Genomic DNA, 23,415 nt, shown 5'->3' on the forward strand with positions numbered 1-23,415 from the left:
AGGAGCTGCCCACTTCATGAACGCAAACCAACGGCGCGTCGCGTTCGCCACAGTCATCGGTACCACCGTCGAATGGTACGACTTCTTCATCTACGCCACCGCGGCAGGCCTGGTCTTCAGCCACCTGTTCTTCGAGCCCGCCGGCAAGGACATCGCGCTGCTGATCTCCTTCGCCTCGGTCGGCTTGTCCTTCCTCTTCCGTCCGCTCGGCGCCTTCCTGGCCGGACACTACGGCGACAAGATCGGCCGCCGCGCCATGCTGGTGCTGACCCTGTCACTCATGGGAGCTGCCACCACGCTGATCGGCGTGCTGCCGACCTACGAGACCGCCGGGCTGTGGGCTCCGATCCTGTTGCTGCTGCTGCGCATCATCCAGGGCATCTCCGCCGGCGGCGAATGGGGCGGCGCCGTGTTGATGGCCGTCGAGCATGCCGAGGAAGGCAAGCGCGGACGTTCGGGCTCCTACCCGCAGGTTGGCGTTCCCCTGGGCATGCTGCTGGCCAGCGGCATGATGGCGCTGATGACCGGCGTCATCTCCCCCGGCGATGCATTCCTCGAGTGGGGCTGGCGCGTGCCGTTCCTGGTCTCGATCATCCTGATCGCCATCGGCTTCTTCGTTCGTCGTTCCGTGGACGAGTCCCCGGTCTTCGAGGAGATCGCCGAACACAAGGCGCAGACCAAGGTCCCGATCCTCGTCCTGTTCAAGAAGCACTGGCCGCTGGTGCTGATCGCCGCGCTGGTCTTCGCTGGCAATAACGCCGCAGGCTACATGACCACCGGCGGGTTCTTCCAGGCCTACACCACCGATCCCGAGGGACCGATCGGCTTGGAGCGCACCGACGTGCTCATCGCCGTGGCCTTCGGCGCCGCCGTGTGGCTGATCGTGACCCTGATCGCCGGCGTTATGGCGGACAAGATCGGCCGCGTGCGCACCTACCAGATCGGCTTCGTGGTTCTGGCCGCATCGCTGTTCCCGGTCTTTGCACTGGTCAACTCCGGCTCGCTGGGCATGCTCTATCTGGCCTTCGGCCTGTTCTCCATCGGCTTGGGCCTGACCTACGGGCCGCAGGCGGCACTGTACTCCGAACTGTTCCCGGCCTCGGTGCGCTTCTCCGGCGTCTCGATCTCCTACGCCATCGGCGCGATCCTCGGCGGTGCCTTCGCCCCGACCATCGCCCAGGCGCTGGTCCAGGCAACCGGTGGCACCACCGCCGTGTCCGTATACCTGCTGGTGGTTGTGGTGCTCGCCTTCATCGCGGTCTCCCTGATCCGCGACCGCCGCGGCATCGACCTGTCCTTCCACAACCAGGCTGAGCAGGAAGTCGGCGCCCTGGTATTCGACAAGCGCGCCGTCGAAGCCCAGACGCAAGAGGTTTCCAAGTAGCGTTGACCCCCTGTTAGACGAAAACCCCGTTCCAGCGAATTTGTTTCGCTAGGGCGGGGTTTTCTTTGCCCGGCTTTGCCGGAAAGTGAGCTCGGGAACCGGCGATAGTTCGACGATGGCCTCCGCTAAATCTCAAGGCATGGGTTCGCGGATCCACCCATCGTCCGTAAACACCGTTCATTTGCATGCTTCGTTAGGACGATCTTCGCTGACGGCACCGTCGGCCCAAGCTGCCGAGACAGATTGACGCATAGCGCCGCATGCGGTACTTGTGAGGATTGTTTCAAGCTCCTCTTGACCTGCGCCCTTATCAGGAATCATCCAGTTTAGAGCCACGTGCTTGCCGAAGCAGTAGCTTGTAAAACCAGTAGGCTATGACATTTTCGTTCTAGTCAAGCCGCAGGCTAATCGAAGGAGTGTTCGTTGGGTATCTTAGGCTGGATAATTTTAGGATTGATTGCCGGCGCGATTGCCAAGGCCATAAAGCCAGGAGAACAAGGTGGCGGATGGCTCGCGACCTTGCTGCTCGGCGTGGTCGGCGCGGTCGTGGGCGGCTGGATCGGTTCAGCGCTGTTCGATGTCGAAATCGACCGCTTCTGGTCCCTTTCTACGTGGCTGCTCGCTATCGGTGGTTCACTGATTGTTCTGGTGATCTGGGGGCTTCTTACCCGCAAGCGCGCCTAATTAGTCCTATCGTAGAGCGGTCCACCACACAATGTGGTGGACCGCTCTTTCGGTTGGATTCTTGAGACAATACCCGCGTCGGGCGGATGGGATGATTAGGCATTCCGAACCAATTAATTGCGTGGCTCGGATTCGGGATCCAGATCCAGAGCCGATTCTGCCTCCCGTGGAAGATCCGAATCCGCAGGTGGAACGTCAGGTTCGTCAGCACTATGCTCGTGCACCGACTCACGAAGACCTTCCACTTCTTCGGCTCGACCGGTCCAGTAGGCGGGCTCGAGGCCGAAACCGTTGATTGCCTCCTGCGCCATCCTCTTGAACCCATCCCGATGGTCTTCCAAAGCGTTGTTAAGATCTTCGAACTCATCATGACTGAGAGAAACATCAAGACGCTTACGTGGCATTAGCTATCACTCCATTCTTCCAGAACGAGTTGAATTTACTATTTTCCTAATCTACGTTCCTGAACCTAAGACGAAGGGCGACCGTCAGATTTTCATCAGGAACGATACGGTAGAAGCTGAAATCGACTTCGCACCCCAGGTGGATCTGGTGGCTTCCACGCCGGTCTGCGGCGGCGGGAGTCCGGTCGATTCCCAACCTCCATGCAACCCTCGGACTACCGCAGATGATCCGAAGCCGAGGAAGCTGAATTCCTATCAGATTTCCGATCTGGCAACGAGGAGGAAGCAACCGCGGATTCGCGGGACTGAATTTCTTCCGCTTCGTCGGCTTCAACACTTCGGATCATGGCTGCCAAGAACTTGGCCGCCCCAATCCGCTCGTCAGCGGTCAGGGTGTTCACTGCATCCATCATGCGCTCATGCATCTTGTGCAGCGTTCCGCGAACTTCGGAATCACTGTATTCGGTGGGCACGATCCCCACCGAGCGGCGATCGGCAGGGTGGACAATGCGCTCGGCATACCCGTCGCGGCACAAACGGTCTATCAACACCGACACGGATGCATTAGAGATGCCCAGCTCTTCGGCAAAATCCCGTTGACGCGGAATCACCCCCTTACGGTGCTCACCGAGCAAGAAGCGCAAAGCGGACATATCGGTTTCGTTCATTCCCATGGACCCACGCGTTTTGGCTCGCATCTTACGTTCCGACTCTCGATACCTGCGCATCAGGTTCAACAAATCAACGGCCCCTGGCGCCGTGGTAGCCGTGTCATACCAATATCCACTTGCTCCATAACTACTCATGAGAATTCCCTCCGCCGGGTACGAACTCATCGCTCGTGCCTTCCGATGCCCCTTCCTCGCCATTGCCTGCGGTCAGCTTGCCTAATCAAAAAAGTATAATGTAACCTAGCTAATAGTTAGCCTGTCTACAGATATTCTACTACGAAACAGCTATCAATACCGGAGTGAATAATGAAAGAATCCTTAGCAGTTCCAGTAGATCCCTCGACGCATCCTGCCAACGCATGGGCGGAGCGGATGCAGCAGATCGCCGCTTTCGGATCACACGAGTGCCGGAGCAAAGATACGGTTCATTCGGCTATATGCACCATCACCGGTACCCCGGATCAATTAGTCTTGAACCTGGCATGCACCGCGAAAAGCGAAGACCATGTTTCTGAGCTGATGCAATACGTGAATGACACGCTGCTGCCACAAATGGAGAACTCCCTGGGCATCCAGTTCGAAGTCCGCAATCTACAATTTGCGGTCGCCGGCAAAGAAAACCTAGCGCTTCCATCGGAACCTCTGGACGCAGCTTTGCATCCGCAGCAAGATTGGCTGGAACAGCCATTCATCGCCCCCTCGCTAACCCCCACAGGCGGTCTCGATTTTGGCCGGGGCGGAACACCGTCGGACCTGAGCATCGCCTAATCAGCGCAGTATCCGTTGCCCGCCAATGCGGCAGCGTCGAAAGTTGGGGCTATTTTTGAGTTCCGCTTACGGAGGTTTCCACCTCATCATCACTTATCAAATGAGCAGTGCAGGAAAGGGAAGTATCTTAAATGCCAGGTCGAATCGCTAGAACCCAGACAGCTGTCCGAGTCGCTGATTTTCTCGCCACCCGCGAAGGCAAAGCTCATCTGTCGAATTATGGATGGGAGCCGGGCATGCCCATCGTGATGACCCAGCCGAACGAATCACTCACCGACGCGATGGGCATGGTTTCCATCCACGGACGTGATGCCCTAGTAGCGATGATCAACCCCGAGACAGAGGAACTGCAGCTGCTTTATGTCACGACGCCGCAGCCAGCGCTGAAAGTCAAGCAGCCGTCACCTTCCAAGTGCACCACAGGGGAGTTCTTCCACGAACTCGGCTCATCCCGCGTGATGGAATTTCGCGTGAAATTCTGGAAGCACACCGCGGTGGCCCACTTAATCCCGTCCTGCCCGCAGATGCAAGCGCAGCGTACGACGTCTACCCGCTACTCAGTGCCGACACGCTGAATGACTCCAACATCGGGCACCTCTGCTAATTCGAGGTAATCAAGCTTCGGTTCCGGCTCTTGCTCTGCTCCATCGATCAGTTCATGGTGCCAGGCACGGGCTGGGATCGGACCGGAGTTCTCTCCCTAAAGGCTTGCGGGCGAAGTCCCGCCCTCTTCGATCGCAGTCGGAATCATCCAGTTCTTGTGTTGCACCATGGGCTCTATCCAAGTCAGCGGGTACCAGTCCTCGGCGTGAACATCGTGCAATTCCGTCTGCCTAATTGAAATGTTCCGAATCCAGTTGCGCTCGTTTGGATTGACCCGGACCGAGAGTCCAGCGCATTGCTTGCTCCAGCGCGGCAGGTATCCAATGTGTGAGCTTGGGGTCGGCTGCGGGGCTCCAGCACGGCTGCCAGTCGAAATGGTTTGGGATCCAGCCGTGCCACCGTCGATCCGGACAGTGCCGTCGTACGGAGTAGCCTCTGACGAGGCGTCCCGTAAGATGGATAGCCTGCGAAGAGCACGGGCAGCAAGGTTCCTGCGTTCCGTGGTCAAATTGGTCCGGCTACCTACTGCGAGTCCGCCTGCGCCGCAGACGCCATTGTTCCGTGCCTTCGCACTACCAGGACCAAGGTCTCGGCGCATTTCGAGGCTGGGCAACCGCTGGATACCAACGCTATGTTCACGGGGTATTCATTGCAGTCCATCACCAAAGGGTATCTATTAAAGTGAAAGACGCGTACAGTCCAAAAGACACTCCGCGATAATATCCGTGGCCTGCTTTGCCATCAGGACAACCACTTTGACTCATTGCGGTGTGGTTCCTCGGAGATACCGGAAGAGCTACAGAGCGGAGGTTAGCCATGTCAACCCACGAACTGCGAACCCAAACAGCCGATCACGTCAAACACATCCTCGGATCCCGCCAAGCCCGCGTACATCTCGCCTCCTACGGCTGAAGAGAAGGAATGCCCATCGTGCTGGCGGAGCCGCACGAACTCGTTGATGATGTGATGGGCCTCGTTTCAGTCCATGGACGATCCGTACTGATTGCAATCTATGACATCACGGCCGACGACTTGAGCTTCTGGTTCGTCTCGGTGCCAAATCCGGCTCTGGAGAATGTGCCGGTAGAAGCCAAGGGTCAAGTGATGAGCCAATTCATCGCCAAAGGCACGCCTGAAGGCGCGAGGACTTTCCGGGTCAGGTACTGGGCTCACAGCGCGATCACCTTTGAAATTCCGTGCTATGTGCGCAGTGACAGGGACTACGAGAGCTCGTACAACACCCGTCCGGGCGCCTTGGGCAAACCGGATGCTGAACGTTCGCTGGATGATCCAGACCTTATGAACTGAGCTACCCCACTGGATGTTAATCTGGTCTTGTTTATAACTGAAAGAAGCCCTTTCGCACTGAAGCATCCCGCAGTCCTCGTGGGATGCTTCAGTGTTTAACCCCTCGACTCCCGCCTCCCAGCATCAGGCACCAGCGGCATGATGGCTGGCCAGCGTCTCGACGTTCGCAATAATCACTATGCCGACAAGAATCCACCAGTCGGCTTCGGCGCATGCATGCTCTCAAATCGCCGTCCCTCCCGAATCCAGTCCGGCAAGCCACAGCAAAGACCCAACTCAGGGCCTATGAATTGTCTGAGCTACGTCGCCCATGCGTAGTAGGCGGATGCGCGGCATCGCCCTCGGGGAGGCTGACCTCGACGCCCCTCGTCCAATCCCGAGCTACAAGTTCCTGCAGTTCATTGGCTTGAACGGGGAGGACTTTTTCGACCCTGCCAAGATCGTAGATGAATGAAGGCCGGCGGTCCCGTTCGGGACATCCGCCGGCCATCACCCGTTAACTTCTAGTTCGCGGCGTTGCGCTCCGCGGCTTCCACCACGTTGTTCAGCAGCATCGCGCGGGTCATCGGGCCCACGCCGCCCGGGTTCGGGGAGATCCAGCTGGCAACCTCGTACAGGGCCGGGTCGATATCGCCGGTGACCTTGCCGTCAACGCGGGAAACTCCCACGTCCAGCAGGATGGCGCCCGGCTTGGCGGTCTTGATCATGTGGGCCGAGCCGGCGGCGGCGATGACCACGTCGGCCTGCGCCAGCAGCTCGTCAAGGTTGGTGGTGCCGGTGTGTGCCAGGGTGACGGTGGCGTTCACGTCGCGGCGGGTCAACAGCAGGCCGACCGGGCGGCCAATAGTCACGCCGCGGCCGACCACAAGCACGTGCTTGCCGGTCAGGTCGATGTCGTGGCGGGCCAGCAGCTCCACGCAGCCCAGCGGGGTGCAGGGCAGCGGGGAGGTCATCGGGCGGTTCACGTTGGCGACCAGGCGGCCCAGGTTCATCGGGTGCAGGCCGTCGGCGTCCTTGGCCGGGTCCATGGCTTCCAGGATGACATCCTGGTCGATGTGGTTGGGCAGCGGCAGCTGCACGATGTAGCCGGTGCAGTCAGGGTTCTCGTTCAGCTCGCGCACCTTGGCCAGCAGTTCGTCCTGGGTGGTTTCTTCCGGCAGGTCCACGCGGATGGATTCGATGCCCACCTCGGCGCAGTCCTTGTGCTTGCCGCCCACGTACCAGGCCGAGCCCGGGTCGTTGCCCACCAGGATGGTGCCCAGTCCGGTGCTGTGGCCGGCGGCCTTCAGCTTGGCGACGCGCTCGGTCAGTTCCTGCTTAATCGTGGCCGCGGTGGCCTTGCCGTCGAGAATGCGTGCGCTCACGCTCATCCTTCCGTAGGGGCCCTGTTGCCAAGGCAGGTGGTGTGCGAACCCAGGCGCGCGGCTCCCACGATTAGCTCCCCGGTGGTAGTCCACCAAACGCCAGTCACGGGTTCAATTCTATCCAATGCCCAGCCATAGCCCGTGTGACAACCGCCTCACGCGGAATGAAGGTCCTGCGGATCCGGTTACAGGGGTAAGGAGGCAGCAGTGTATTACCAGAACATCGTGATCGGTGCGGGGCAAGCGGGACTGTCCGCCGCATTCCATCTTCAGCGCCGGGGACTGAAGCCCTGGGAGGATTACGTGGTGCTGGATGCCAATCCGGGTCCGGGCGGCGCCTGGCAGCACCGCTGGCGCACGCTGACCCTGGGCAAGACCCACGCGGTGGCATCGCTGCCCGAGTTCCCCTTCGATAACCAGGACCCGACCCGACCGGCTTCCGAGGTCGTCTCAGAATACTACGGCGCCTACGAGCGGGAGAAGAACCTGCCGGTGCGCCATGACGCCGAGGTTCGCGCGGTCACCCACGAGGACGGTGTCTTCACGGTTGAGCTGGCCGACGGAAGAACGCTGCAGGCGCGCAGCATCATCAACGCGACCGGCACCTGGACCAACCCCAACTGGCCAAGCTATCCAGGCCGCTTCGACGGCCCGCAGGTGCACACCAATGGCTTCATCGGCCCTGAGCAGTTCGCCGGCCAGCGGGTGCTGGTGGTGGGCGGCGGCGCCAGCGCCACCCAGTTCATCGTGCAGCTGCGCGCCGCCGGCGTGGACACCCTGTGGTCCACCCGCTCCGAGCCGGACTGGCGCACGCCGAGCGCGGACTGGGGCGTCCAGGTGGAGCGCCAGGTCAACGAGCGCACCCGCGCGGGCCTGCCGCCGAAGTCAGTGGTGGGCGCCACCGGGCTGATGCTGACCCCCGTGATGCAGGCGGCCATCGATTCCGGCGCGCTGGTTTCCCGCGGCGAGATCGATTTCCTGGGCCCGCGCAGCGTGCACTTCCAGGACGGCAGCGCCGAGCCCATCGACGCCATCCTCTGGGCCACCGGATTCCGCCATGCGCACGACCACCTGCGTCCATTGCATCTGCACACACAAGCCGGCGGCATCCTGATCGCCGAGGATTCGGTCAGCGCGGTTGAGCTTCCGGGTATGTACTTCGTGGGCTACGGTGCCTCGGCCTCCACGCTGGGCGCCACCCGCGCCGGGCGCAAGGCAGCGGTGGCAGCGAGCAAGTACCTGGCGGCAGTTCCTGCCTAGTCGGGAACCTCACCGGCGTGTGCGGGGCGGAGCACGTGTCCGATTCCCTGCGTACGCTTCGTCTGAAGATGCTACAAACCCTGGTTCGTCGCTCCACGCACAGCGTCGAACAGGTTCCGAACCAGGCAGGCCGATGACACGGCGTAGCTGGATGGCCGTCTGCATTCTGTGCTGATGTCTTATTTCTGCAAACGATCGACTTTAATTGTTCCCGACTGTAGTCTCCTGAGATGAAAAACCTCAGGAAGGCTAGTGCTTTCTCATTGTTCGTATTCTTGAGCGTTGCCGCAGTTGGCTGCACCGGTCAGGCAGATTCAGCCGGTGAAACGACAACTGGGGCAAGCCCCACTGCCGGCAGCGCAAGCCCGGAAAGCGCACCAAAAACTTCCGATATCTTCGAAGCCCAGGCTTCGGTGCTCAAGAACGGCAGCCCGTCATCAGAGATTCGCCAGCAGGTTGCCGGCGCGGGCACCACTTCTTTCGACGTAGAACCGATGCCCCCGGGATACTCCCACCTGGGCGTAGCCGTCCAGTGCTCGGGCACCGGCAAATGGTCTGCCTCCCTCGACGGCGTTGGCGGCAAGGAGGTCTCAAGTGATTGCTCGCTGAACGGCGGAGCCGCAGGGTTGTTTGACATCAGTAACCCGGCTGCCAGCCAAACCGTCACCGTCAACGTGGCTGATGGCACCGATATCTGGGTGACGATCTTCGCCGATTCGCCTGACGAAGCAGACAAATAGCGGCAAAACGGGACGCCGGAAGACGTAACCGTAGGCGGCGAATGTGCACGCAGGGCGTTAGACGGTTAACCTCAATGCATGAACAAGTACACCGTCACCCTGTCCTGCGTAGATCGTCCCGGCATCGTCCATGCCATTTCCGGAGGTCTGCTGGGTGCCGGTTGCAACATTACCGAGTCCCAGCAATACGAGTCCCCCGAGTCCGGAACCTTCTTCATGCGCATCGAGGTGGCAACCGAGCAGTCCCTGGTGCAGGTGCGTGCGGCGTTGGCTCCCATCCGCGACGAGTTCCACATGTCGCTGCGCGTGGACGACACCACCGCACGCACCCGAACGCTGATCATGTGCTCCAAGGCCGGGCATGCGCTGAACGATCTGCTGTTCGCCCAGCGCGCCGGCACCTTGGCCATCGATATCCCGGTCATCGTCTCCAACCACCTGGACCTAAAGTCCATGGCCGAGTTCTACGGCGTGGACTTCGTCCACCTTCCGGTCACCCCCTCCAACAAGTCGCAGGCCGAGGCCGAGCTGCTGAAGCTGGTTGACGACTACGATATCGAGCTTGTGGTGCTCGCCCGCTACATGCAGATCCTCTCCGATTCGCTGTGCCAGCGCATGGAGGGTCGGGTCATCAACATCCACCACTCGTTCCTGCCGTCCTTCAAGGGAGCCAAGCCCTACCACCAGGCCTACGCCCGCGGCGTGAAGCTGATCGGCGCCACCGCCCACTACGTCACCTCGGATCTGGACGAGGGCCCGATCATCGACCAAGAAGTCACTCAGGTGAGCCACGCACGCACTCCGGAGCAGCTGGTGGCCCTGGGCCGCAGCGTCGAGGGCCGCACGCTGACCCGCGCCGTGCAGTGGCACGCTGAGCACCGCGTCATGCTGGACGGACAGCGAACCATCGTCTTCTCGTAATAGTCGCAGGGTCCTATCCGCCCCTATTACAGTGGTGCCATGACTCACATTATTACCATCGACAGCCATACGCCGCAGGTCGGCCAGGATGTTTTCACCGCCCCTACCGCTACCCTGAGCGGGGACGTGGTGATGGGCGATCGTTCCAGCGCGTTCTACGGCGTTTCCGTGCGCGGAGACTCGGCGCCGATCCGCGTTGGTGAAGGCAGCAACCTGCAGGACAACGTGGTGCTGCACGCCGACACCGGATACCCCTGCACCGTGGGTGCGGGCGTGTCCGTCGGGCACAGCGCAGTGGTCCACGGGGCCACCGTGGGCGACGGCTGCCTGGTGGGCATGAACGCCACCATCATGAACGGCTCGGTCATCGGCGAGCAGTCTCTGGTGGCCGCCGGTGCTCTGGTGCTTGAAGGCACCCAGGTTCCGCCACGCTCGCTGGTGGCAGGCGTCCCGGCCAAGGTTCGCCGCGAACTGACCGACGAGGAGGTCGCCGGGCTGAAGAAGAACGCCGACACCTACCTTGGCCTGGCGGCCAAGCACCTGGTCGCCAATTCTTAGTCGCCTAAAGGGCGGCCTTCCTTGCGAGTAAGTTGAGTTGGCGGCCGCCCCTTCAGAGCGCCAGTGCTGAAGCTTAAGAAACGTTATTGAACGATTGGTAGACCGGGTAGTACTAAGATCTGATTCTGGCCTAGATTTAGGTAAACGTGCCCTTGCTGCTAACTCAATGACGAACAGGACCTACTAGTCATTACAGCCTCACCGCTAGCCGATGCAATGGCTTCACCAGCTGCAGGACTTCTATATCCCTAGTTTCTTCGGATTATTCCTGTAAACCCAGCAACAAATAAAGTGAGCAAAGCCCAGCTTGCGCCTTGAGCAACCATGGATACTATCGCCAAAGCTTCCCCGTCCGGCACCCTGGCAACTACTTGACAAGTTTCATTTACCCCCGTGGAAACCAGTGGTACAACCATATCGACAACCATTTGAAATTGTTCTAACCCTGTACAAGTCGGGTCCGCTCCAGCGATTTTCAACTCCGAAGTCGATGCAAGGCCGTCCGAATAAACTCTCGTGACCAAGCAATAGACGACGGCAAAAATTGCGATAAGCCAAACGATTGGAAGCCATGAGAGATACCCAAAGCCCACAGTAATCCCCGTGAACGCGCCCCAAAGCCAATCTTTCACTCCCGGTTTACCACGTCGCAGCTGGTCAAAGCGCTGAGTAATAAGTGTTTTCCGCACACGCGAGTCGTGTCCCGCTTCAAAGAAATTATGGGCCAATTGCTGATATGGCTGCGCGGCATAGTCTAGAGTCTGCTTCTTAAGGAACTTCAGCCATGCTTTCGGTTGCTCGGTCGGGCAGCCTTCGTAAGATAAGCCGTCCACAACCCATTTGACTCCCCAACGTGATTTTTCCAGAATACCCGCGCCAATGTGAAGCGCACAGACCTTCGCCCCCTTCAAGCGTACTGCGCCATATTCGCCGCTGCCACACGCGCAAAAATTTCCATCAAGGAATAGATCTCCGTCGACTGACAACCTATCGGCCAAAAGGGCAGGGCCTGTTTCGTTTGTCAAAATCGCATCAGAAAGACTCAGCTGACCACCGATTTTCGTTCCCAGTAAACGCACCGCACCATGTTCCCCATTCCCAAATGCACGTAACTCTTCATCAAGGCGTAGATCACCATCCACCACTAACCCATCGGCAGAAAGTGCTGGCCCAGTCTCGTTCTTCATTACGGCATTCGAAAGGTCTAACCGCCCTCTGACGATCGCACCAGTCAGTCGCACAGCGCCAAACTCCCCTGCACCATTAGAGCGAAACTTTTCACGAAGAAATAGATCACCCTCAACTAATAGCCGGTCGGCTAAAAGTGCAGGACCGGATTGGTTCTTCAACAACGAACCTGTAAAACTTAGGCGTCCGTTGATTCTAGCTCCGGTTAGGCACACCGCGCTATGAATTTTTGCCTTTCGGCTGCTTTCTACTGAAGCTTCAATAACGCAGTAGCGCAATTCTAATCGGGGAAAAATTGCCGACTCTGCGTCAATTCCCTGCTCAAAATAGCATGCCGTCATTTTCAAGGGAAATAGGCATTCAACATCTTCCAGATCCAAGCGTCCGCTAATCCTGGCTCCTCGAAGCTGTAGCCCACGGGGATCAACCGCTTCTAGATCCGGAACAGTTCCCCTCATTATCTCACGGATCACAGAGGCACGGATTGTATGTCTGCTTCCCCAGGCCGCAATTACCGTTTCAGGAACTGACTCTGGCTTGTCATAATGCGGCTCTAAGTCCAGCTCGTCACCCTTCCGCATACATTCGAGAAGTCGTTTTTCCAACTTGGTGAGCTTCATGCGGAAATCATTGCACATCTACAGTTAAAATGGACGTTTCCAAACACACCTTGCCGAAACCCGACGCCGCGGCCATGGCATCAGTCCTTCAGCGACCCCAGCAATCAACGACACCGGGCCTGGTTTGTATATACACCGACCGTCAGGCAGACGCCATTCTTTGTGCTGAACTCCTTCTGTTCTGGCGGCCTTGGCCGCCGTTGCCAGCCCGCGTTCCAGATCGATGATCCGGTCTTAGGTCTCCTCGATGCCCACCGAAAGCCGGACCAGGTTGGCCGGGATTTCCAGCGGAGCGCCGATCAGCGATGCATGGGTCATTTCGCGCGGGTGGCAGACCAGGGATTCCACCTGCCGAGGGAGACCGAGGGCTGAGTGATGGCGAGGTCGCCGGGCTGAAGAAGAACGCCGACACCTACCTTGGCCTGGCCGCCAAGCACCGGGACGCCAACTCCTGACCCACTGCGGGCCGGCTGCCCTACCCGCGTTCCACGGGCAGCCACAGCTCGCAGGTGGCGGTGCTGAAGTCCTCGGACCGTTCAAGCACCGCCACCATGGACGGGCCTTCGCGCAGCAGCCACGGATTCGACGGGAACCACTGCGTAGCGGTGGAAGCCCAGACGTTCTGCAGGGCCGCAGGGTAAGGACCCGACGTGCGGAACACCGCCCAGGTCCCGGCGGGAACCGTGATGGCATCTAAGTCTTCCCGCACGGTCCCATCCAGCATCGCGACACCTTGCAGGTATGTCAGTTCAGCTCCTTCCCGGTAGTCGGCATCCACCTCCGCGCTGACCTGGAGCAGGCCTGCCGGCTCGGTATTGGCCAATTCCTTGAGCCTGGCATGTTCGGCCAGCGGCAACGAGGCGATATGGGCCTGGATCTGCGGGTTCACCCCTTCATGGATCAACGGCACACGGGCAGCATGGCCCACCGGCTTGAATTCCGGACGTTCAACAATTCGGGCATCCATGGGGACACTCCCTTCGACTGTCAGGCTGAACCTGAGTATTGGTTGGCTTCGAAGGGGGCCTCCGTCACGACGGACATCGCCCGGGCCAGCGCCGTGCACCGCACGGAACGCCGGCCCGAAAGCTTATGCCGAGCTGTAGCCATAGCGCACGGCGAGACCCAGCAGGTCCTGGCCTTCCAGAAGGTCTGCGGCCGCCACCGTCATGCGTCGACGGCGCACGTACTCGGACAGCGGCATTCCTGCCAGCGAAGAGAACATGCGGCGCACGTGGTACACGGTGGTACCCGCGCCCTCCAACAACTGGCCGAAATCGATCTCGGCATCGAGCTGCAGTTCTATCTGCTCCATGAGCCGATTCAGAATTCCGATCATGTTCCCACCCTTCACCATCCACTATCCCGAGGGGAAGCATAGTCGCGCCCGACTTTTGCGGTTCGTTCAGATCAGTAGGTTGAAAAATGTCTTTTCAAACTGCTCCGACGCAGCAGTAGAAGCCAAGCGACGAAGATACAACGCTAACGGTTACCTCCATTGCGCTCCCGCATGCCGCACTATATAAAATCTGGCCTCGCAGTGAAATCCGCTCTTCGCGTTAGAAAGCAGGTCCCAATTCTCCATCTGTTGCGAAGCCTTGAGGGTTTCTAGAGAGAATATCGAGAGCGTAGAGGCCATCGCGGCGGCGGTCTTCCTCAATAAGTGCCCAGGCAGGGTGGATTAGAATTGAGAGTTGCTTATAGAGTCCAATGATCCGGGACCGGTCAGATCCTTGAAGCTCTACTACCAGTGCGAGCGGATCGCTGATTATCGTCGATAGCAAAGCGGCATCTTCCAAGTGCCGGCCCCGGTCCCTGGTGTCCTCTCGGTATGCTGCGCCTTTTAACACCAGCGCCGCCAGTGCGTTGGGGATGCTCATCGTGGTGTTTACTGTCCCTGCAGAATCCAGGATCCGGCAGTTGGCAGTGCGCTTCAAGGCCTGTGTTCCTGCAGAGACTTGGAATGGTTCTCGGCCGCCGATGGTCAGGGGTGGTTTGGAGATTCCATGGTCGGCGACCATGACATCAACTGTTTCCACGAGTCCATTGCGTTGCCGGGTGAATCGGTGGGATGGTGAGTCCTTGTGCACGGGCAATTGCAGTTCATAGCCGAGCTGAGACAGCGTACGACTCACCTCAGGCCCGGTCACCGATCCGGTTTCCACATGGAGCACCAGGTCAACGTCTGTTGTAGGACGGTTGAGGGGAACGTTCGCTATGGCAGCGTGCAACTGCACCATGGGACCTCCGACGAGAGTCCATTTCGAGGTGTCGAAGGCTTGGGCCAGTTCCAGTCACTGCGGCCAGGGGCTGGCCATCCTCCTGCAGGGATTTCGACGCTGATGGTTGGGCGTTGACGTCTCTTATTGGTCATGCAGCAACTCTTCGATTTTTGCTTTTCCAGCGGAACGCTCACGTGTGGAGTGCGCGTCTTGCAGATCAACCGCGATGGCGGCTATTGGCACTTTGCCGTCTTCCAGGGGCAGTGCGAAGTGGATTTCCCTGATCAGGATGTCCCCGGTTGCATCTTCCCGGAGCCCGAGTTTACGGGCATTTTTGTCGATGAATCCGGCTTTCGCGTAGCCCTCCAGGGCAGTCGATCCTGCTGCCAGACCGAAGGAGCTGGCGATACGCTGGTCTTTGAGGATTCCAGTGCCGGTGAGGCCTATGGTTTTGGCTAGCTGGGCTTTGGATGAGGCGCCGCCGCGGAAGCGGCGTGGTGTGGCACGGTTGCGGACGAGCTGCTGGAATTCTTCGGCGGTGATACTGGCAAGCCTCTTCCGAAGCCGCCATAGTTCACTTGAGGACAACCAGGTGACTTTCTGGCCAGAGAGCAAGAAGAGGGCGGCCCACGCGGTTTGATCTGTCCACAAACGGCCCGCGCGTTTGCCTTCGCGGTGTACGCGATGCACCGAATCTGCATCGATCAGAAGCATGCGCCCAACCACACCAGTTTGTTCCAGGCGTCCGGTTTTCAGCATTTTCCTGACAGCTTCGGTGGTAACTTGCAAGACCTCCGCGGCTTGGCGTGTAGTCATCGTCCCCATGACACATGGGTACTGTCGAGCAAACCATTGTGTCAATCAATCCCGAGGGTAAACATAGTCGCGCCCGACTTTTGCGGTTCGTTTCGATCAACCCAATACTGAAGCGTCGGCCTTGAATTGCCTCAGCCACCAGAGCCTCGTGCCAGCATTCCCTTCGACGGTCAGGCTGAACCTGAGTATTGGTTCGATTCGAAAGGGGTCGCATTCACGACGAACATCGCATGGGCCTGCACCGTGCACCGCACGGAACGCCCGGACGAAGGCTTCCGCCGAGCCGCAGCCGTATCGTACGGCAAGACCCAGCAGATCCAGGATCTTCTTGAGGCCGGCGCCACTCGTGGTGACCTCTACATCGACCACAGGCACCCGGGGCACTTGCGAAAGCTCCCGGACTGGATAAAGCGTTCCACGCTCTGTATCCGGATGATGCTCTCGTGACCACCACCCTGGATCAACTCGGGTACTCCACCCAGAAAATGCTCGAACTAGCCGAAGATCTACGCAAACGCAGCACCACCGGCGGCGACCTCGTCGGATACCGCCCTACCTTCATAGATTCACAAATCCGCACCGCCGCAAAACCCATCCAATCCGGGAAACCAGCACCCCGAATCACCAAAGACATGGGAATGTCTGGCGCACGCTTTGCCACAGAATCAAAGAGCATCAGACCTAAACGGCTCTTGCATTCACCATGCTTAGCAAACCGAACTTGTCGGCCATGAAACATATACTGCTACAAATAGCTTTAATGCATGATGGGGGTCATCAATGGTTCATAAGGTACCTACTGCTCGAATTCGTTTCGATAAGGGATTCTGGGGTTCCTCTGGCAAGCTAGTACTCACTCTAGGGAAGAAAGAGTATCCGGTGCGAAAGATCAGCCGATCAGAGTACGAATACCTCCTTTCCCGCCAGATAGACCAGCCGAAAATTTTGGCGCGAGTCAGAGGAAAAAACTACTGGTTCTTCCAAAACACTATCTACGCCGATCTCGATGACCTCAAAGCCAGCCAAGTCTACGCAGTGATCAAGGCCGACCGCTTGCGACGACAGCGGAAAGTAGAGAATTCGGTAGCACTTGAACACCTCAGGCATCAGCCAGTAGTACGTCGTGGGATCCCTGACGACGTCAAGCTACTGGTCTTGCATCGAGATCAAGGCCATTGCTGCCATTGCGGCTCAGAGTCCGACCTTCAATTTGACCACATCATCCCTCTCTCTCGCGGTGGAAGCAGCAATCCCGAAAACCTGCAGATCCTCTGCGGACCATGCAACCGCGCAAAGGGCGCTAACGTCACCGTTCGACGTCTCGACTAGAAAAATTCGACCTAAACGCAACCGCTAGATAGTACCCGTGAAAGAAGAACACATCATGCAGGTATGGGGCCTCCATAACGACACCCTCACCACCGAACTGACTGAGGAGAACTTCGTCAGCCTCAGCTGGGACACCATTTCAGATCTCTCGCATATCCCGGGCGGTCGCGAAGGACTCAAAGCCGAGCTCGCCCGCATCATCCCCGAAGAACGCCGCAAAGCAATCCCCACCTGGGCTGGCATGCTCTTTCGATTCCGGGAGGAAATGCAGATCGGGGACATCGTTGTCGCGCCATACAAACCCGACAGCACCATTAACATCGGTATCATCAGCAGTGACTACTATTTCGATTCCACAGCACCTACCCACCGGCACCGGCGCAAAGTGCAATGGAAGAAAATCGGTCTCTCCCGCACCGTTTTCACCCAACCAGCACTCTATGAAATTGGCTCAGCGCTGACGCTCTTCAAAGTCAGCAAGCACACGCACGAGTTCCTCGCCGCCCTCAAAACTCGCACCGAAGACATCGAAAAAGTCACCGCGGTCGTCGAACAAGCCGCAGCCCGCAACACCTCCGAGGACGAGGTTTCCGATGAACCCCGGGCATCCAGGATCGAACGCCATACCCGAGATTTCGTCCTTGAAGTACTTCAAGAGCGCATCACTCCACGCCAGTTCGAGGAGTTCAGCGCCGATCTTTTGCGGGCACTCGGGTACCAAGCACGGGTCACTGCCTATTCGCAGGACGGAGGGGTGGATGTCATCGCTCATAAAGACCCTCTCGGGGTCGAACCGCCACTGATCAAAGTCCAGTGCAAACGCATGACCGCCACGATTGGCGCTCCTGAAGTACAGCAACTCATCGGTGTCCAAGGTGCCGGCGAACTCGTAGTATTCATGACCCTAGGAACCTACAGCCGCGACGCTCTGGCGCTCGAACGTCAACGACCAGGACTGCGCTTGATCACTGGCGAGGACATTGTCTCCCTCGTTCTGGAACATTACGCAGCGCTTCCTGAACGGTGGCGAACCATCATGCCTCTGACGCCACTGCTCGTCGTCGCCGACACTGCATCTTGACCATGGAGAAAATCATGACTTCCCAAACCCCTCACTCGGAACTGATCAAGCACTTTAGCAACGACGTTCAGCAACTGACTGAAGAACAGCTCACCGCCTACGCCGGTGGATGGCCCAACCATCTGCCCATGGCGATCCTCGACGCTATCTATTCGATCCAGACCCGATACACCACCAAACATGGCAAAGGGCTGCTTCCACGTCTCAAGAAATTCAAGGAAACCTACCCCGAGGCTGCCCAAGACCTCCGCGAACTGCTAACACTCAGCACAGCAGATATCGAGGACATCCTCGGTCGCGGCAAAACGTCCGGGACATCAAAAGCCCAGGCAGTCTTGCAGGTCGCCCAGAATCTAATCGAGCTGGCTCCTCCTGTCTACACAGCACAAGAATTCAACTACTTGAAGGCAGACCATGAACACGCTTATTGCAGCGTTCACGGTCTCGGGAAAGTCACCTACCACTACCTCGGCATGCTCCTAGGATACGGCGATGTCAAGCCCGACACCTGGATCGTTCGAGCCGTGCAACGAGTCGCCGATACCCACATGCTCGGGCTAAGTGTCACTCCAGCCCTTGCCCGGCTTGTTGTCACCGAATCCCACAAAGCCACCGGCCACGGCAAGACCGTTACACATCTGGATCATGCGATCTGGCTCAATGAACGAGCCGGCAAAGAGAACTAACTACGCATCCTTGCTGCCCAGAAACCTCGAACAAATAATTACGGGAAGCCGTATTTCGACTCACGGTATCGGGACGAGCAGAAGCTGGAAAACCGCAGGTAATGAGCTACTTTTCACCTGCGGTTTTCACTTTTCCAAGAACCACTGATTATCAGTCGACCGGTCCTGGATCACTTCATTTCACTTAGTGGCCAATCATCCGGTTTCACGTAGCGAAGCTTGAGAATTCCAGGTTCTGGATTATCCCGATCAAATATTGGTGCGGGGTTCCACTGCCATAGGGTTGCGGCGCCGACCGCATTGCTTTGCGAAACCAGGCGGTCTCTGGCCTAATCGACGTTCAATTCCATACTGGCGGCATGCTGCGGGACACCTTTCGCCTTGACCAGCCATGCAACAGCCAGCACATCCAGAACGACGACCATCAGCACGGAACCGTGCGCTGCCAACCACAGCAGTTCGGAATTCGGAAGCATCTGGCCCGGATCAATGCTGGACTCCGATTCCATGCGGCCAATGGCGGCGCTGTCGGCAATCAGCCACAGGACAAAGAAGGCCAGCACGGTGATGTTCAGACCGACCATGGCCACCGCACCCGTAATGCCAAGTGTTTTCATTGGATTTTGCGACATGTTCGGCTCCCGGGATGCAGTTGTCATTCTGGTTCCCCGATCAAGCTGACCCGAGATCATCACATGTGGAACCCAGTATTCCCTGTCTGACGTGCACCACAAGTGCGAATCGCCTAAGTCGTCCCAACGATTAACCGTTGATGTGGGCCTTCCAGCGAGGAAGGCCCGCATTCGGTTTTCGGTGGCGGATCAGGCGGTGGCCAGGCTCCCATACTGGATTCGGCCCGCTTCGGATGCCTTCGCAGCTACTGCCAGCCCGCGTTCCAGGTCGCCCAGCAGGTCGTCAGCCTCCTCGATTCCCACCGACAGCCGCACCAGGTTCGCAGGGATTTCCAGCGGGGTGCCGATCAGCGACGCATGGGTCATTTCCCGCGGATAGCAGACCAGCGATTCGACCCCGCCCAGCGAAACCGAAAGCTGGAAAAGCTCCATTGACTCAGCGAAGGCGCGGGCGGCTGCCTCGTCAGCCAGCTGCAGCGAGAGGATCCCGCCGAAGTCCCGCTGCTGGCGGGCTGCCAGTTCATGTCCCGGATGCCCGGGCAGCCCCGGGTAGTAGACGCGGGCCACGTCCGGCCGGTCCTCCAGCCACCCGGCCAGCGTGGAGGCGGTGGCGCAGTGGCGTTCCATGCGCAGCCCCAGGGTCTTCAACCCGCGTGAGGCCAGGTAGTTGTCCTGCGGTCCGGACACCGCTCCGCCGGCGAACTGCTGGTAGCCCACGGCCTCGGCCAGCGACTGCCCGCAGTGCAGGTGCTCCCCCACGATCACCGCGCCGCCGAGCACGTCAGAGTGCCCTCCGATGTACTTGGTGGTCGAGTGCACCACCGCGTGCGCGCCGAATTCCAGCGGGCGCTGCAGGTACGGGGTGGCGAAGGTATTGTCCACGACCAGCAACGCGCCGGCCTCCGCCGCCACGGCGGCCCAGCCTGCCAGATCCGCGATGCCCAGCAGCGGGTTGGAGGGAGTTTCCACCCACAGCAGCGCGGTGTTCGGACGCAGCGCGGCGCGCACCGCGTCGAGGTTGGTGATGTCCACGGCGCTGGCGGTGATGCCCCACTTGTAGTGCAGCCGGGTGATCAGCCGGTTGGTGCCGCCGTAGCCGTCGGCGCCCAGCACGATGTGGTCGCCCGGGGCGAGCAGCGCCCGCAGCAGCGCGTCTTCCGCCGCGATCCCGGAGGCGAAGGAGAAGCCTGCGGCTCCGCCTTCCAGGGCGGTGAGCTGGGCTTCGAACCCGTTGCGGGTTGGGTTGGAGCCGCGGGAGTACTCGTGGCCAGCGCGCAGCACGTTGATCCCGTCCTGGATGAAGGTGCTGGTCTGGTAGATCGGAGGGATCACCGCACCGGTGTGCGGATCCTTTTCCTGGCCGGCGTGCACCGCCAGCGTATTGAAGCCGCTCATGCGAAGCTCTCCTCTCGGGTCGCGGCCTGGGCCGCGTTCAGCGCGCGGTCCAGGTCGCGGATCAAGTCTGCGGGGTCTTCCAGCCCTACCGAGATCCGCAGCACCGCGCGGTTCAGGCCCGCGTCGGCCAACTGCGCTTCGGAGAGCCGGCAGTGGGTCATGGTGGCAGGGTGGGCGATCATGGTGCGGGTGTCGCCGATATTGGCGGCCAGCACAATCACCTCCAGGCTGTCGATGAACGCGGAGACCAGGGCCTCGTCGTGCAGTTCCACCGCCAGCACGCTGCCGGTGCCGCGCGGGAAGAAGCGCTTGGCCCGCTCAAAGTGCGGGTGCCCGGGGCGGCTGGGGTGGTGCACCTGCGCCACCGCGGGGTGGGCCTGCAGGAAGTTTGCCAGCAGCAGCAGGTTCTGCTGCGCCGCAGCGGTGCGTACTGACAGCGTTTCGATGCCGGTCAGGATGCCGTGGGCGCTGGCCGCCGGTAGGGTCGGGCCCAGATCGTGCAGGAACTTGGAGCGCACCAGCATGGAATAGGCTCCGGCCCCATAGCGTTCGAGCAGCGAAGTGCCGGCGTAGCGGGCCCGCGGCGCGGCGATCTGCGCCCAGCGGATTGGGTCCGAGAAGTCGAAGGTCCCGGAGTCCACGACCACGCCCCCAAGTACTTGGCCATGGCCTGCCAGGGCTTTGGTGGCCGAGTGCACCACGATGTCCGCGCCGTGCAGCAGCGGCCGGAAGTTGGCAGGGGTGGCCAGGGTGTTGTCCACGACCACCGGGATGTTGTGGCGGTGGGCGATCTCGCTGAGCGCCGGCAGGTCCGGCAGCGTGGACAGTGGATTGGTGACCGATTCAAGGAAGAACGCGCGGGTGTCTTCTTCAATGGCGGCCTCCCAGGCCGCCGGGTCGTCCGGGTCCACGAAGCTGATCCGGATGCCGAAGTCTTTGAATGAATCGGTGAGCAGGTCAACGGTCCCGCCGTAGAGCTGGCTGGAGGCGATGATGTGCTTGGGTCCCTGGGTCAGGGCCAACAGGGCCAGCGCCACGGCCGCCTGGCCGGTGGCGGTGGCCACCGCGTAGGCTCCGGCTTCCAGGGCGGCGGCGCGCTGCTCGAAGACCGACACCGTGGGGTTCCCGGTGCGCGAATAGGTGAAGCCCGTCTGGCGCAGCGCGAACTTCTCCACCGCATCCGCATGCGAGGGGAAATTGTAGGCCGCGGAGGAATACAGCGGCACGGTCAGCGGTCGGTAGTCCCCGCTCGGGGTGTATCCGGCGTGGATCGCCGCGGTTGACTGCTGTGCGAGGTCTCGTGGCTGGGCCATGGCAGTACTCCTTCTCGTTGTGTAGTCCCCGAGAGAGTGCACCGAACACGGTGCCGCGCACCGCCGGCGCCGGGCCGATTGCCGGCCTGGACATCACGGTACGAGGCACAGCGCCGCAGTTCATAACGCGGCTCGGAGCTGCTCCATCGTTCCTGGCATTAGCACCTTTCGGTTTCCCGATGGTTGCTGCGACGTCGACGAGCCAGATCTCTTAGTCGCTCTTGATGGGTAGGTAGTTCCATGGTTGGCCACCGGCGCCGCCAGGAGCAAGCGGTGGCGCGGCCAGCGCTTCATGCAGCGCTGCGGCCCGTCATATGTCGCGGTTTCGTCATGCTGGACCCTGCCCCGTACGGCCTTTGTGACGCGCTGAATGAGGCAAAAACCCCTGAATTCCGGGGAATATGGGTTTATATGTGTCGCGTGAGGACGAATTGAAGACGCACTATGACATTTCAGCCCAGCAGGTGCACGTCGAACTCGGAGACCACCGAGCGCACTTCTTCAAGGTAGCGCTGGGCCTGTTCGGTCAGCGGGATCGCGGCATGGTCGATCCAGCCGATCTCGATCCGCTCGTCGATGTCCAGCGGGATGGCAACGATGGACGGGTCCAGCTCGTCGCTGATGATGCCGGTGGAGATCGTGTACCCGCCCAGGCCGATCATGAGGTTGAAGATGGTCGCGCGGTCCGAGACCCTGATCTCGCGTTTGCTGGACAGGGTAGAGAGGATTTCCTCGGCGAAGTAGAACGAGTTGTTCGCACCTTGGTCGAAGGTCAGCCGCGGCAGGTCCTCGAGGTCCTCCAGGGTGGCGCGACGGCGGGATGCCAGCGGGTTGCTGCGCGAGATGAAGATGTGCGGGTCTGCAAGGAACAGCGGGTGGAACACCAGCCGGGATTCGCGCAGCAGCTTGTCGATGACCTTGCGGTTGAAGTCGTTGCGGTAGAGGATGCCGATTTCGCTGCGCAGCGTGCGCACGTCCTCGATGATCTCCTCGGTGCGGGTCTCGCGCAGCGAGAACTCGTACTCCTCGGCACCGCTGGCCTGGACCATGCGCACGAACGCATCCACGGAGAACGAGTAATGCTGGGTCGAGATGCCCAGCAGGCGGCGGGAGGGCGGACGGCCCAGGTAGCGATGCTCCAGCAGCTGCACCTGTTCGAGCACCTGGCGGGCGTAGCCTAGGAACTCGGCACCCTCGACAGTGAGCGTCACGCCCTTGGCCGAGCGCACCAGCAGCGTGCGCCCCAGTCGGGATTCGAGCGCCTTCATCGCCGAGGACATGCTCGGCTGGGCCACGTAGAGCAGGTCGGCTGCCGCGGAGATCGATCCCTCGGTTGCGACCGCGGTGAAGTAGCGAAGCTGTTGCAGCGTCAGGCCGCTTGCCTTTTGAACCATAGGCTGAGTCTATATCAATCCATAGTTAGCCCCAGTTACCCGATATCGAAAAAGGCCCTGCATGATTGAGGCAT

General features: G+C 59.9%; 23 protein-coding genes, 1 pseudogene and 2 riboswitches. Of the genes and pseudogenes, 12 read left to right on the plus strand and 12 right to left on the minus strand.

All coding sequences use genetic code 11. The features are described from left to right. Window positions 1-16: 16 nt before the first annotated feature. Window positions 17-1,384 (plus strand): MFS transporter, encoded by a 1,368-nt coding sequence (locus tag C1H84_RS05815; RefSeq protein WP_113606812.1) that lies wholly within the window; start codon window positions 17-19, stop codon window positions 1,382-1,384. Between the two features lie 423 nt (window positions 1,385-1,807). Next, window positions 1,808-2,068 (plus strand): GlsB/YeaQ/YmgE family stress response membrane protein, encoded by a 261-nt coding sequence (locus C1H84_RS05820; RefSeq protein ID WP_053797467.1) that lies wholly within the window; start codon window positions 1,808-1,810, stop codon window positions 2,066-2,068. A 113-nt stretch (window positions 2,069-2,181) separates the two neighbouring features. On the opposite strand, the gene C1H84_RS17940 is transcribed toward C1H84_RS05820, so the two are convergent. Together C1H84_RS17940 and C1H84_RS05830 are read right to left on the minus strand one after the other, a co-directional pair. Next, window positions 2,182-2,472 carry a hypothetical protein gene (locus C1H84_RS17940; RefSeq protein ID WP_146955906.1) on the minus strand — a complete coding sequence of 97 codons (291 nt, stop codon included), beginning with the start codon at window positions 2,470-2,472 and terminating at the stop codon, window positions 2,182-2,184. A gap of 215 nt (window positions 2,473-2,687) precedes the next feature. Next, window positions 2,688-3,146 (minus strand): MarR family winged helix-turn-helix transcriptional regulator, encoded by a 459-nt coding sequence (locus tag C1H84_RS05830; RefSeq protein ID WP_244910816.1) that lies wholly within the window; start codon window positions 3,144-3,146, stop codon window positions 2,688-2,690. Between the two features lie 303 nt (window positions 3,147-3,449). Between C1H84_RS05830 and C1H84_RS05835 the strand changes: the two genes are divergently transcribed. The 3 genes from C1H84_RS05835 to C1H84_RS05845 all read left to right on the plus strand — a co-directional run bounded on the left by C1H84_RS05835 (window position 3,450) and on the right by C1H84_RS05845 (window position 5,822). Beyond that, window positions 3,450-3,911, plus strand: coding sequence for a hypothetical protein (locus C1H84_RS05835; protein WP_146955908.1), 462 nt, complete (start codon window positions 3,450-3,452; stop codon window positions 3,909-3,911). A gap of 236 nt (window positions 3,912-4,147) precedes the next feature. After that, window positions 4,148-4,486: a hypothetical protein gene (locus C1H84_RS05840; protein ID WP_244910817.1), complete on the plus strand. Its 339-nt coding sequence runs from the start codon at window positions 4,148-4,150 to the stop codon at window positions 4,484-4,486. 949 nt (window positions 4,487-5,435) lie between these two features. Beyond that, window positions 5,436-5,822, plus strand: a complete 387-nt coding sequence (locus C1H84_RS05845) for a hypothetical protein (RefSeq protein WP_146955910.1) — start codon at window positions 5,436-5,438, stop codon at window positions 5,820-5,822. 503 nt (window positions 5,823-6,325) lie between these two features. On the opposite strand, the gene C1H84_RS05850 is transcribed toward C1H84_RS05845, so the two are convergent. Beyond that, entirely contained in the window at window positions 6,326-7,186 is an 861-nt protein-coding gene (locus tag C1H84_RS05850; protein WP_425323558.1) for a bifunctional methylenetetrahydrofolate dehydrogenase/methenyltetrahydrofolate cyclohydrolase, read from the minus strand. A gap of 40 nt (window positions 7,187-7,226) precedes the next feature. Continuing rightward, window positions 7,227-7,303, minus strand: a riboswitch (ZMP/ZTP riboswitch). 90 nt (window positions 7,304-7,393) lie between these two features. Here C1H84_RS05850 and C1H84_RS05855 point away from each other — a divergent pair. The 4 genes from C1H84_RS05855 (at window position 7,394) to C1H84_RS05870 (ending at window position 10,665) form a co-directional block, all read left to right on the plus strand. Next, a complete protein-coding gene (locus C1H84_RS05855; protein WP_244910818.1) occupies window positions 7,394-8,446 on the plus strand; it encodes a flavin-containing monooxygenase in 1,053 nt (350 codons plus the stop codon). A gap of 230 nt (window positions 8,447-8,676) precedes the next feature. Next, the gene (locus C1H84_RS17945) at window positions 8,677-9,186 is read left to right on the plus strand and encodes a hypothetical protein (RefSeq protein ID WP_146955912.1); all 510 of its coding nucleotides are present in this window, start codon (window positions 8,677-8,679) and stop codon (window positions 9,184-9,186) included. Between the two features lie 78 nt (window positions 9,187-9,264). Next, window positions 9,265-10,107, plus strand: coding sequence for a formyltetrahydrofolate deformylase (gene purU / locus C1H84_RS05865; protein ID WP_047118389.1), 843 nt, complete (start codon window positions 9,265-9,267; stop codon window positions 10,105-10,107). 39 nt (window positions 10,108-10,146) lie between these two features. Continuing rightward, entirely contained in the window at window positions 10,147-10,665 is a 519-nt protein-coding gene (locus C1H84_RS05870; RefSeq protein ID WP_113606818.1) for a gamma carbonic anhydrase family protein, read from the plus strand. Between the two features lie 248 nt (window positions 10,666-10,913). On the opposite strand, the gene C1H84_RS17950 is transcribed toward C1H84_RS05870, so the two are convergent. From C1H84_RS17950 to C1H84_RS05885, 5 genes and pseudogenes are all read right to left on the minus strand, one after another. After that, window positions 10,914-12,473, minus strand: coding sequence for a hypothetical protein (locus C1H84_RS17950; protein ID WP_146955914.1), 1,560 nt, complete (start codon window positions 12,471-12,473; stop codon window positions 10,914-10,916). A gap of 234 nt (window positions 12,474-12,707) precedes the next feature. Beyond that, window positions 12,708-12,821 carry a PLP-dependent transferase gene (locus C1H84_RS18695; protein ID WP_220124879.1) on the minus strand — a complete coding sequence of 38 codons (114 nt, stop codon included), beginning with the start codon at window positions 12,819-12,821 and terminating at the stop codon, window positions 12,708-12,710. 127 nt (window positions 12,822-12,948) lie between these two features. After that, window positions 12,949-13,812: pseudogene (locus C1H84_RS05875) on the minus strand (AraC family transcriptional regulator). Between the two features lie 220 nt (window positions 13,813-14,032). Further along, on the minus strand, window positions 14,033-14,713 hold the full coding sequence (locus C1H84_RS05880) for a hypothetical protein (protein WP_113606819.1): 681 nt from the start codon (window positions 14,711-14,713) through the stop codon (window positions 14,033-14,035). Window positions 14,714-14,836: 123 nt separating this feature from the next. Continuing rightward, window positions 14,837-15,511 carry a MerR family transcriptional regulator gene (locus C1H84_RS05885; RefSeq protein ID WP_146955916.1) on the minus strand — a complete coding sequence of 225 codons (675 nt, stop codon included), beginning with the start codon at window positions 15,509-15,511 and terminating at the stop codon, window positions 14,837-14,839. 780 nt (window positions 15,512-16,291) lie between these two features. Here C1H84_RS05885 and C1H84_RS05900 point away from each other — a divergent pair. From C1H84_RS05900 to C1H84_RS05910, 3 genes are read left to right on the plus strand one after another with little or no spacing between them, the layout of a single operon-like run. Next, window positions 16,292-16,840 (plus strand): HNH endonuclease, encoded by a 549-nt coding sequence (locus C1H84_RS05900; protein WP_113606821.1) that lies wholly within the window; start codon window positions 16,292-16,294, stop codon window positions 16,838-16,840. Window positions 16,841-16,877: 37 nt separating this feature from the next. After that, window positions 16,878-17,921: a restriction endonuclease gene (locus C1H84_RS05905; RefSeq protein ID WP_244910819.1), complete on the plus strand. Its 1,044-nt coding sequence runs from the start codon at window positions 16,878-16,880 to the stop codon at window positions 17,919-17,921. Window positions 17,922-17,935: 14 nt separating this feature from the next. Beyond that, the gene (locus C1H84_RS05910) at window positions 17,936-18,607 is read left to right on the plus strand and encodes a hypothetical protein (RefSeq protein ID WP_146955918.1); all 672 of its coding nucleotides are present in this window, start codon (window positions 17,936-17,938) and stop codon (window positions 18,605-18,607) included. Window positions 18,608-18,936: 329 nt separating this feature from the next. Here the strand turns inward: C1H84_RS05910 and C1H84_RS05915 are convergent, their stop codons facing one another. The 4 genes from C1H84_RS05915 to C1H84_RS05930 form a co-directional block, all read right to left on the minus strand. Continuing rightward, entirely contained in the window at window positions 18,937-19,239 is a 303-nt protein-coding gene (locus C1H84_RS05915; RefSeq protein WP_146955920.1) for a hypothetical protein, read from the minus strand. A gap of 189 nt (window positions 19,240-19,428) precedes the next feature. After that, entirely contained in the window at window positions 19,429-20,634 is a 1,206-nt protein-coding gene (locus tag C1H84_RS05920) for a cystathionine gamma-synthase (protein ID WP_113606825.1), read from the minus strand. Further along, window positions 20,631-21,947 carry an O-acetylhomoserine aminocarboxypropyltransferase/cysteine synthase family protein gene (locus C1H84_RS05925; protein WP_113606826.1) on the minus strand — a complete coding sequence of 439 codons (1,317 nt, stop codon included), beginning with the start codon at window positions 21,945-21,947 and terminating at the stop codon, window positions 20,631-20,633. Before C1H84_RS05925 ends, C1H84_RS05920 begins: the two co-directional genes overlap by 4 nt. A gap of 140 nt (window positions 21,948-22,087) precedes the next feature. Continuing rightward, a riboswitch (SAM riboswitch) is annotated at window positions 22,088-22,178 on the minus strand. Window positions 22,179-22,399: 221 nt separating this feature from the next. Then, the gene (locus C1H84_RS05930; RefSeq protein WP_113606827.1) at window positions 22,400-23,341 is read right to left on the minus strand and encodes a LysR family transcriptional regulator; all 942 of its coding nucleotides are present in this window, start codon (window positions 23,339-23,341) and stop codon (window positions 22,400-22,402) included. Window positions 23,342-23,415 lie beyond the last annotated feature (74 nt).

The organism is Glutamicibacter soli (assembly GCF_003309065.1).
Classification (GTDB): domain Bacteria; phylum Actinomycetota; class Actinomycetes; order Actinomycetales; family Micrococcaceae; genus Glutamicibacter; species Glutamicibacter soli.

Bases quoted from the DNA above. Each gene is read 5' to 3' on its own strand.
- C1H84_RS05930 (WP_113606827.1), bottom strand. From the start codon at position 23,341: ATGGTTCAAAAGGCAAGCGGCCTGACGCTGCAACAGCTTCGCTACTTC.
- C1H84_RS05910 (WP_146955918.1), top strand. From the start codon at position 17,936: ATGACTTCCCAAACCCCTCACTCGGAACTGATCAAGCACTTTAGCAAC.
- C1H84_RS05870 (WP_113606818.1), top strand. From the start codon at position 10,147: ATGACTCACATTATTACCATCGACAGCCATACGCCGCAGGTCGGCCAG.
- C1H84_RS05925 (WP_113606826.1), bottom strand. From the start codon at position 21,947: ATGGCCCAGCCACGAGACCTCGCACAGCAGTCAACCGCGGCGATCCAC.
- C1H84_RS17945 (WP_146955912.1), top strand. From the start codon at position 8,677: ATGAAAAACCTCAGGAAGGCTAGTGCTTTCTCATTGTTCGTATTCTTG.
- C1H84_RS05885 (WP_146955916.1), bottom strand. From the start codon at position 15,511: ATGACTACACGCCAAGCCGCGGAGGTCTTGCAAGTTACCACCGAAGCT.
- C1H84_RS05880 (WP_113606819.1), bottom strand. From the start codon at position 14,713: ATGGTGCAGTTGCACGCTGCCATAGCGAACGTTCCCCTCAACCGTCCT.
- C1H84_RS05915 (WP_146955920.1), bottom strand. From the start codon at position 19,239: ATGTCGCAAAATCCAATGAAAACACTTGGCATTACGGGTGCGGTGGCC.
- C1H84_RS05815 (WP_113606812.1), top strand. From the start codon at position 17: ATGAACGCAAACCAACGGCGCGTCGCGTTCGCCACAGTCATCGGTACC.
- C1H84_RS05830 (WP_244910816.1), bottom strand. From the start codon at position 3,146: ATGGGAATGAACGAAACCGATATGTCCGCTTTGCGCTTCTTGCTCGGT.
- C1H84_RS05835 (WP_146955908.1), top strand. From the start codon at position 3,450: ATGAAAGAATCCTTAGCAGTTCCAGTAGATCCCTCGACGCATCCTGCC.
- C1H84_RS05900 (WP_113606821.1), top strand. From the start codon at position 16,292: ATGGTTCATAAGGTACCTACTGCTCGAATTCGTTTCGATAAGGGATTC.
- C1H84_RS05845 (WP_146955910.1), top strand. From the start codon at position 5,436: ATGCCCATCGTGCTGGCGGAGCCGCACGAACTCGTTGATGATGTGATG.
- C1H84_RS17940 (WP_146955906.1), bottom strand. From the start codon at position 2,472: ATGCCACGTAAGCGTCTTGATGTTTCTCTCAGTCATGATGAGTTCGAA.
- C1H84_RS05920 (WP_113606825.1), bottom strand. From the start codon at position 20,634: ATGAGCGGCTTCAATACGCTGGCGGTGCACGCCGGCCAGGAAAAGGAT.
- C1H84_RS05840 (WP_244910817.1), top strand. From the start codon at position 4,148: ATGCCCATCGTGATGACCCAGCCGAACGAATCACTCACCGACGCGATG.
- C1H84_RS17950 (WP_146955914.1), bottom strand. From the start codon at position 12,473: ATGAAGCTCACCAAGTTGGAAAAACGACTTCTCGAATGTATGCGGAAG.
- purU (WP_047118389.1), top strand. From the start codon at position 9,265: ATGAACAAGTACACCGTCACCCTGTCCTGCGTAGATCGTCCCGGCATC.